Below are 7,654 nucleotides of genomic sequence, written 5' to 3'. Positions count from 1 at the left end.
GGCGACCGTGACAAGGTGGCAGGCTGTGATGACCGAAAATAGCGCATTTTGTCCGCAGCACCCTGGCATCGCGACGATAGGACGCTTGCGTATTCGGCCAGGTATCCCTAACCGCAGCGCTGTCGGGGAGTGGCGCAGGCTGGTAGCGCACCTGGTTTGGGACCAGGGGGTCGCAGGTTCGAATCCTGTCTCCCCGACCACACGCCGTTGAGCAACACAGTATGCTCGGCGCCGGAGGGGCGGAACGCGCAACCCCTTGTCCAACAACGCTCTGTATATCTTGATGCGGTGAAATCAGTTTCGCCGACCATAGCGCAGAGCGGCGGCCCCCGTTACGGGCCCACAAATTTATGCTATCAGCGCGAAGTCAATCTGCTCGCCTGTTTATTCAGATTTAATCTTTTAAGCCGTTTACTCGAAAGTCTTCTCAAGGCTGGAAGAACGCTCGCTCGAGACCGCCTTAGACCAAGCGGAACTCCAAAATCGAAGAAATGCAGGGCGCCGCCTTTCCCAGACAGTTGCACATCACGACCCGCTGTACGGGTCAGCGCGCGGCAAGATCGGCAGCCGGCCAATTTGCGGGGCGACGTGGGCGACCCTCAGTTCGCGCGCATTTGCAGAACATAGGCGCAACCGAAGATTGTGATCGGACCGCGGCGCTGGCGGCTGCACGATCGAGCGCTACGCGCAAGCGAGGCGGAGAACGCTTTCGGCGCGGTTAGCTTGCGCGCCGGTCGCGCGTCGCCGATCGCCGGCTTGGCGGCGTCGTCACGTTATTTCCTTCCTAGGATGGTCCGTTTGTGCCCGTTATTGGTTTGCTCATCGCTGGCGCGGATTACTCCAGCCGAGCCAGCCGGCCCGCCTCGCGTTCACACGGCGCTTGAGGCGGGCCGTCATTCCGAAGCCATTTGCCCAGACACCTTGCGGGCTGAGTGCTTCAATCTGCTGTGCGGTGAGCGTGAGCACGCCCTCGCCTAGGAGGCCGGCACCGCAGCCGCAGTACAAGGGAAAATGTGTTTCCGGAAGCAGGCTGATCAAACCGCATCGAGCACTGACCGATCTGACGCCGCGCGCCATCGCCTGGACTGATCCGAAGGCTGCCCCTGCGGCGAGGACGAGTCGGCAAGGTCTTGCAGTTCTCGCGCAACTAGACGAGCCGCGAACTGACATCGTGCAACGTAAGCCGTTGAATCGTTACGCTTACGAAATTGTTCTGGCAGATCGAGCCATTGGACAGCAACATCACCTCGGTAAACCCGAGTCGTGCGTATCCAATGGTCTATCGAAGATGTGATAGCGGAGCCCGATCATGCGAATAATTAGACGGTTTAAATGCATCCTCGTCAGAGGTCATTTGTTCACACCGAGCAGCCGCCATCCGGGCTATAAGACGTGCGTCAGATGTCGCGTACGGCGGCCGACCTGATACCGGTTCCTTCCCAGGCAGCATGAATCTCGCCCGTGCTGGCGTCAGATCGTCAAAATCTCGACTTAGCGTTTCCAAGGTTCGCAATCCGCAAAGGACTGCTAACACTCGGAAAAGTCGGGGGAGGTTAAAGCCGTGGGATTGTTGTGCACATTGATTGGTCATCGCCGCCGCAAGTCCAAGGTTTGGCACGACACGTCGGACTGGCGTTCTGAGTGCAAAAGATGCGGCGCATCGATGATAAGAGATCACGGCCGCAACAGTTGGCGTCCGTTCCGCACCAGCGATAGCTCACCGAAGCGCAAAGACGCGCCACCGTCGGGGGTGGGTCGCGGGAAGCGGGATCTGGTCCGCTAGCTTTACGGACAAACGCTAATGATGCCGGTCGCTAGGTAGTAATTATGGTTTTGGCCCTCTCCACGCGGCTCAAACCCGCCTGTTCCGGCCGCTCAGCCAGACGCGCTTCCAAAATGTCGATAGGGCGGCAAATATACGCCGCCGCCAGATTGTCCTGTGCTGCATCGGCAAACGCTAGGGCATCGCGCAGGCGCGTTAACAGTTCGAGAGTGTGTGGCATAATCAAAGATCCATGCTTCGCGGAATCGTCATGCAGATAGGGCAAATGAGCCGCGGCAGACGTTATCCATTACTCGAGTATCGTACTGCGAGACGGTCGCCCATGTCATTACAACGGCATTCTCGATTTATGTTCGTAACATGGATTAGAAAATAAAGATATGATTGAAATCACGCATCCGTATGATGTTGATACATTTGGATAAAATCTTGTGCGACGAATTTGTTCAATTTAATTTACGTGCGAATGGATAATTACCTCGCTCTCAGTCGTTTTTACGTTCAAGCTATGAGTGCACGCAGTCCTGCCCTGCATATTGTAGGGGATGATGATTGCCGAATAAATCGAAAAATCCGCTTAAGCCTATGGTCAATAAATTTGCGATCCACGTCTCGCTTTCAGATCTGGATCGTGCCGCTGTGCAAGGTTTACCGCATTCTGTCCGGTACTTCGAGTCTGGTAGCTACATTGCGCGGGATGGCGATCTAACAGATCATTGCACGGTGCTACTTTCTGGCTTTGCTTTTCGGCACAAGATTACCGGCCAAGGCCTTCGGCAAATTCTCTCGATCCTAATTCCCGGTGACATCATCAACTTGCAGCAGCTTTATCTCGATGCTGCCGATCACAATGTCCAAACCTTGACCCCCTGCAAGATCGCCACGATTCCTCAGGTCGCGTTGCGTACCATGGCATCAGATCGGACTGCCATCGCCGATGCCCTGATTGCCAGCACCATGGTCGACGCATCGATCTACCGCGAATGGATGGTAAACATTGGCAGGCGCGATGCACGCACCCGTTTAGCCCATTTGCTCTGCGAGTTTGCCGCTAGACTGGATGTGCAAGGGATTGCGCCTGGTCAGCCCTATGAGTTGCCGATGACGCAAGAACAGCTCGGTGACGCGATCGGATTGACCACCGTTCACGTCAACAGGACTTTAAGGGGCTTAATCAAAGACGGCCTAGTTTTCCAAAACAAGCGCGGGATAACATTTCCCGAATGGGAGATTTTCATGGTCGAAGCTGATTTCAACAGCAGATACCTTCATCTGCGGGAACGTGGCACACCTCCGGGATATTCCTTCTGATGGATGCCAGACCTCACTGAAGCGAGATACCCTCAACAAATCCGAGTTGCGTAAAGCGGGGTGTAGTAGCGTGCTTTCAACATATCTGCCGCGGTCAGCAAAGCGGACCCCCCTCGAGACTGTGTTACGGAAATCCGCGGGGCTGAGCACACGGGCAGCAACCGGATGGGTTGCGGCCATGTGGGCAGGTCTGATCCTCCTCGATGGCATAACAGGGCCGCATTTCTCGCTCAGCTCGCTCTATATCATGCCGCTATGCCTGACGACCTGGCGCTTCGGACGGGTTGCAGGTCTGGCGTCCGGCGCGGTAGCAGTTGCAGCGACCTTGCACCTCAACGGTTTCGGTGACGGGTTATCGGTGCAAGCATCGTCTGTTCCCGTGACAACCGCAGCCTGGAACGCGACAATGCGCGTTTTCGGCGTCGTCTTTATTATTCTGCTCGTCGGCGCATTCCGTCGAACGTTTGACCAGGAACGTGCGAATGCCCTGATCGACCCGCTAACGGGATTGGGCAACCGCCGGTCATTCCAGCGTGAGTGCAAACGTCTGGAACTGTCGTCCCTACGCGATCATCGCATCCTGCTATGTGGCATGATCGACCTGGACGATTTCAAGGCGGTGAATGATCAGCATGGCCATGCCGCAGGCGACGAGGTTCTACGCATTATCGCTCATGCACTCGTATCGGCTGTTCGCCCCTACGACGTTACCGCCCGCCTTGGCGGGGACGAGTTCGCGTTTTGCCTGGCAGTACGGGACGAAGCCGCAGCGGAGCGAAAAGCAGGCAAGATCCACCGGTCCTTGATAACTGCAATGAAGAGCTCAGAATTAAAAGCGACGTGTAGCTTAGGGGCCGCAACAGGCCGTACTATTGAGGAGACCTTCCGTATCGCCGATAAGGCCATGTACGAGGCGAAGGCATCCGGGAAAAGCTCGTGGATATTTCACGTGGCAAGCGGCACACCAGGCGCGAGATCGCGGGTCTGAACGAACTGATGGCGAGAACTACGGTCGATGGGTATCGAGCTTCAATTGGATACGGTTCGCGCTGGCCCGCCCCCTGGTCGCTGATCCCGGTACGGCCATGCCCTCGACCGGGTCCACCCATCTGCTATCCGTGGCGCTCCCACAGGCGACGGGGCGGAGCACGCTCGCAAACGCGCGCGCGTGGCTCGGCGAGCTGCGTGGAATCGCGATCCCGCCCTGGCCGGCCGACCCGCAAGGCATCTACTTTGGCAGCAACGAGATGAGGCTCTCGCCGCGCGCACTCGCTCCTTTCGGCGAGCTTCATCGACTCCGTGGTATCATCGGAGGTCGGCGTATCCTTCCGTGCAAATGGATCGAGCAGAGCAGGACGCGCCGTCGCGCCGTGGAGCGGGAAGGAGCCTGGGACTAAGGTGGCCAGATGGTCCACGCCATCACGTCAGGTGATTTTACGTAACGTCGCTGGCTTTCGGGTAGCTCTGGAAAATGTGTGCTCAAAGTACGATGTCCGCGAACTTATATGGTACTCGGATACGGACACCGCTCGAATCGGTGACCTCGTAATCGCAAAGTTGGCCGGTGATTCTGAACGACAAAATGCCGGCTATTTGCTTGGACGACTCGTAAATTTGAATGACTCTGAAGTCCAACTTTCGCAGCCATCGCCTGAGCGGACCAATGTCATCGGCCATTCCCGCGTGTAGAGTGTGAAACCTGTTTTCGCATACGAAGTCCTCATGCTTGTTGAAGAAGGCTTTCGCCAAGAAGGCGTTTTGACTAGCGTACAGCTGAAGCATATATAGCGTTCGAACAGGCGTATGACTTGCATGGGCGCATATCCGGTTGCGGGCTTGCTTCAACGATTCCGGCAGTCTCTTGCGATCAACACGTGGTAGACGCATTATGGCAACGCAGCCGCTCTATCAATCATACGGTCGGCCGGCGCCTTGCGTCTCGCCCATCAATGCCCGAGCGGACGTGCAGTCATTGGGCGAACCTCGATCCGTCCTACGCGACTGCCACGCGGCGTCCAGCTGGAGCGGATCCCGAGATCCGTATCTGCCATTTCTTGGAGCAGGTCGTGATCGACCTCGCCGGCTTGACCATGAAGCGCTCCTCCGAAACCCACGCGACCCGCGCCTGCAGGAAGTGGACCGACGAGGACGGCGGTGGTTCAGACGACGGCGAGCATGTCGGCTCGGACGGCGAGATCGACAATGCGGTCTTTCCGTTTCGGAGAGCGGCGTGATGGCCAGCAAGAGCCCAAACAACGCGTTCGCTTCGAGCGTCGCAATTTACGCAGCTAACTGGGCCGCTGGTCTGATCGCGAGGTCAAGATCGATCGCACGGCGAAGCGCGTCGTCCGCGCAGCTAAAGCGCGGACGGTGGACCGCTTCCGCCTGCCCGCGCAGATCGAAGCGGCGGTACGCAGCTTGGCGCCAAGGGGATAGCGCAGTGGCAGTCGCTTACGGTTCTCGGTCCTTTGATCAGAAGCCGTTCGCCGATGGCGGCCGTACCCTGGCCGACATGCTCGAAGACGAAACCACCACCGCGCAGATCGATCAGCTCGAACTTGGAGACCGTATGTGAACGCCACCCTTCCCTGCGCTGCCGCGCATTCCGTCCGCGGCGCCCCCGTCACGACGATCGCCGAACTTGACGCTCTCGACAACAACGAGATGCGTGAGGGCTATCGCGACGGCCGCGCTGGCGAACTCGAACCGGGCGGCAATCGGTCGCGCTCGTACGGGCATGGCTGGCGCAACCGCACCGTTGATGGCGGTCACCGCCTGAAGAACGACGCTCAGGTAGCACTCGCCACCGTCGTCGACCGCAATTTCTCGAACAAGGGCAATTCAGAATGACTGACCGAAGCAAGGATCGCCCGATCCAGATCGCCGAGGTGCGTCATCGCACCGGCCTGTCGACCGCAACGATCCATCGGAAGATGGAAGACGGCTCGTTCCCGCAGCGGCGCAAGCTGAGCGTCCACGTGGTCGCTCGGTGTGCCGGCGACGTCGACGCGTGGGTTGCCGGTTTTGACCAGAACGCGGCGGCATAGAAGACCGATGGCACTAACCGACCTGCAAGTGCGAAAGGCGCAACCGCGCGAGAAGGCGTACAAGCTGGCTGATAGCGGTGGACTGTACCTGTTCGTCGCCCCGTCGGGTGCGCGGTCGTGGCGCATGAAGTATCGGTACGCCGACAAGGAAAAGGTGCTCACCTTCGGCCCCTACCCGCTGGTGTCGCTCGCGGCGGCCCGCGATCAGCGGGATGCCGCAAAGCTCCTGCTGCGGGATCATCGCGATCCATCGATCGAGAAGCGCAAGCGGAAGATGGCAGCGTACGCCGCCGCCGGCGCAACTTTTGAGATTACTGCTAAGCGCTGGCACGCCGACCAGACCCCTCGTTGGTCCCCGCTCCAAGCGACTAAGGTGCGTCAGGCCTTCGAACGCGACGTCTATCCCGTGATCGGGTTCCTGCCACTGATCGAGATCGATGCGCCGATGGTTCTCAAGATGCTGCGCAAGGTCGAAGGCCGCGGCGCCATCGACACGGCCAAGCGCATCAGGCAGCACGTCTCAGCCGTGTTCGGTTACGCGATTGCCGAAGGAATTTGCACGGTCGATCCTGCAGCCTCGATCGGGAAGGCACTAAAACCCATTGCCAAAAAGGGTAAGCAGCCAGCGGTACGGACGATCGACGCGGCCCGCGAAGTGCTTCTTCTGATGGAGGACACCACTTCCGGGCCATTGACCAAGCTCGCGTCGCGTCTGCTAGCGCTGACCGTCGTCCGGCCTGGTGTCGTACGGGCCGCAAAATGGACCGAATTTGAGGAAATCGACTGGGACGATCCAGCGGCGATCACTCCCAATGCCGTCTGGCGAGTTCCCGCCGAGCGCATGAAGCTCAACATGGAAAACAAGGATGATGAGGCATTTGAACACGTCATACCGCTGCCGCAGCAGGCGGTTGAGATCCTGCATGCGGTGCGGCGCCTTACCGGCCGGTCGGCCTACCTCTTCACAAGCGTCCGGTCTTCTCGCCATCCGATGAGCGAGAACACGATTGGCTACATGTACGCCCGTAACGGCTATTCCGGTCGCCACGTGCCGCACGGCTGGCGCGCAACATTCTCGACTATCATGAACGAGCGCGCGATCCGCGAGCGGCGCCCTGACGATCGCGCGATCATCGATGCCATGCTGGCGCACAAACCCAAAGGGATGTCCGGCTCAGAGATGGCTTACAACCGTGCGCTTCATATGGACCGAAGGCGCGAGCTCGCACAGGACTGGGCGGATATGTTGATCGTCGGTCTGCGATCCGCCGACGCTCTCCTCAGCGGCCAAGAACGCTGACCACCCGTACCGCTAGAGCCCGTCGCCGGAGCAGTCGTGTTATAGATTCGGGAGAAATTAAAGACCATCGCTGCGATCGACACGCGGAGGTTATGCCATATGCGAGAGCGATAATGATGCCGAAGCTTTCCAGTCGCCAAGAGGCTAGGCCGCAAAGACAAAAATAACTGACAACGCTATGAATTGCACCGCTAAAACCTTGAAATAACAGAG

At 58.5% G+C, this 7,654-nt stretch carries 9 protein-coding genes and 1 tRNA gene; 8 read left to right on the top strand and 2 right to left on the bottom strand.

Annotation, left to right across the window (positions count from 1 at the left end; translation table 11 throughout):
- The first annotated feature begins 123 nt into the window (after positions 1–123).
- Positions 124–200: transfer RNA gene (locus tag NLI89_RS21245), tRNA-Pro, on the top strand.
- A gap of 619 nt (positions 201–819) precedes the next feature.
- On the opposite strand, the gene NLI89_RS21240 is transcribed toward NLI89_RS21245, so the two are convergent.
- Together NLI89_RS21240 and NLI89_RS21235 are read right to left on the bottom strand one after the other, a co-directional pair.
- Complete coding sequence (locus NLI89_RS21240; RefSeq protein WP_254688748.1) at positions 820–1,077, bottom strand: hypothetical protein; 258 nt, start codon at positions 1,075–1,077, stop codon at positions 820–822.
- A 737-nt stretch (positions 1,078–1,814) separates the two neighbouring features.
- On the bottom strand, positions 1,815–2,003 hold the full coding sequence (locus NLI89_RS21235) for a hypothetical protein (RefSeq protein ID WP_254688747.1): 189 nt from the start codon (positions 2,001–2,003) through the stop codon (positions 1,815–1,817).
- A 332-nt stretch (positions 2,004–2,335) separates the two neighbouring features.
- On the opposite strand from NLI89_RS21235, the gene NLI89_RS21230 reads away from it, so the two are divergent.
- The 7 genes from NLI89_RS21230 (at position 2,336) to NLI89_RS21205 (ending at position 7,441) form a co-directional block, all read left to right on the top strand.
- Positions 2,336–3,094 carry a Crp/Fnr family transcriptional regulator gene (locus NLI89_RS21230; protein WP_254688746.1) on the top strand — a complete coding sequence of 253 codons (759 nt, stop codon included), beginning with the start codon at positions 2,336–2,338 and terminating at the stop codon, positions 3,092–3,094.
- A gap of 178 nt (positions 3,095–3,272) precedes the next feature.
- Positions 3,273–4,082: a GGDEF domain-containing protein gene (locus NLI89_RS21225; RefSeq protein WP_254688745.1), complete on the top strand. Its 810-nt coding sequence runs from the start codon at positions 3,273–3,275 to the stop codon at positions 4,080–4,082.
- 1,078 nt (positions 4,083–5,160) lie between these two features.
- Positions 5,161–5,328 (top strand): hypothetical protein, encoded by a 168-nt coding sequence (locus tag NLI89_RS21220; RefSeq protein WP_254688744.1) that lies wholly within the window; start codon positions 5,161–5,163, stop codon positions 5,326–5,328.
- 206 nt (positions 5,329–5,534) lie between these two features.
- Positions 5,535–5,669, top strand: coding sequence for a hypothetical protein (locus tag NLI89_RS21835; RefSeq protein ID WP_302675908.1), 135 nt, complete (start codon positions 5,535–5,537; stop codon positions 5,667–5,669).
- Positions 5,666–5,944, top strand: a complete 279-nt coding sequence (locus tag NLI89_RS21215) for a hypothetical protein (protein WP_254688743.1) — start codon at positions 5,666–5,668, stop codon at positions 5,942–5,944. The genes NLI89_RS21835 and NLI89_RS21215 overlap by 4 nt, the downstream gene beginning before the upstream one ends.
- The gene (locus tag NLI89_RS21210) at positions 5,941–6,141 is read left to right on the top strand and encodes an AlpA family phage regulatory protein (protein WP_254688742.1); all 201 of its coding nucleotides are present in this window, start codon (positions 5,941–5,943) and stop codon (positions 6,139–6,141) included. The genes NLI89_RS21215 and NLI89_RS21210 overlap by 4 nt, the downstream gene beginning before the upstream one ends.
- A 7-nt stretch (positions 6,142–6,148) precedes the next feature.
- A complete protein-coding gene (locus NLI89_RS21205) occupies positions 6,149–7,441 on the top strand; it encodes a tyrosine-type recombinase/integrase (RefSeq protein WP_254688741.1) in 1,293 nt (430 codons plus the stop codon).
- Positions 7,442–7,654 lie beyond the last annotated feature (213 nt).

This window comes from Sphingomonas faeni, from assembly GCF_024273235.1.
Classification (GTDB): Bacteria; Pseudomonadota; Alphaproteobacteria; order Sphingomonadales; family Sphingomonadaceae; genus Sphingomonas; species Sphingomonas faeni_A.
The sequence above is the reverse complement of the archived record's forward strand: the minus strand, read 5'-3'. Positions and strand labels throughout refer to the sequence as shown.

What these genes read in the sequence shown, in the direction of transcription:
- NLI89_RS21225 (WP_254688745.1), top strand. Translation starts at nt 3,273, where the DNA reads ATGTGGGCAGGTCTGATCCTCCTCGATGGCATAACAGGGCCGCATTTC.
- NLI89_RS21235 (WP_254688747.1), bottom strand. Translation starts at nt 2,003, where the DNA reads ATGCCACACACTCTCGAACTGTTAACGCGCCTGCGCGATGCCCTAGCG.
- NLI89_RS21210 (WP_254688742.1), top strand. Translation starts at nt 5,941, where the DNA reads ATGACTGACCGAAGCAAGGATCGCCCGATCCAGATCGCCGAGGTGCGT.
- NLI89_RS21205 (WP_254688741.1), top strand. Translation starts at nt 6,149, where the DNA reads ATGGCACTAACCGACCTGCAAGTGCGAAAGGCGCAACCGCGCGAGAAG.
- NLI89_RS21240 (WP_254688748.1), bottom strand. Translation starts at nt 1,077, where the DNA reads ATGGCGCGCGGCGTCAGATCGGTCAGTGCTCGATGCGGTTTGATCAGC.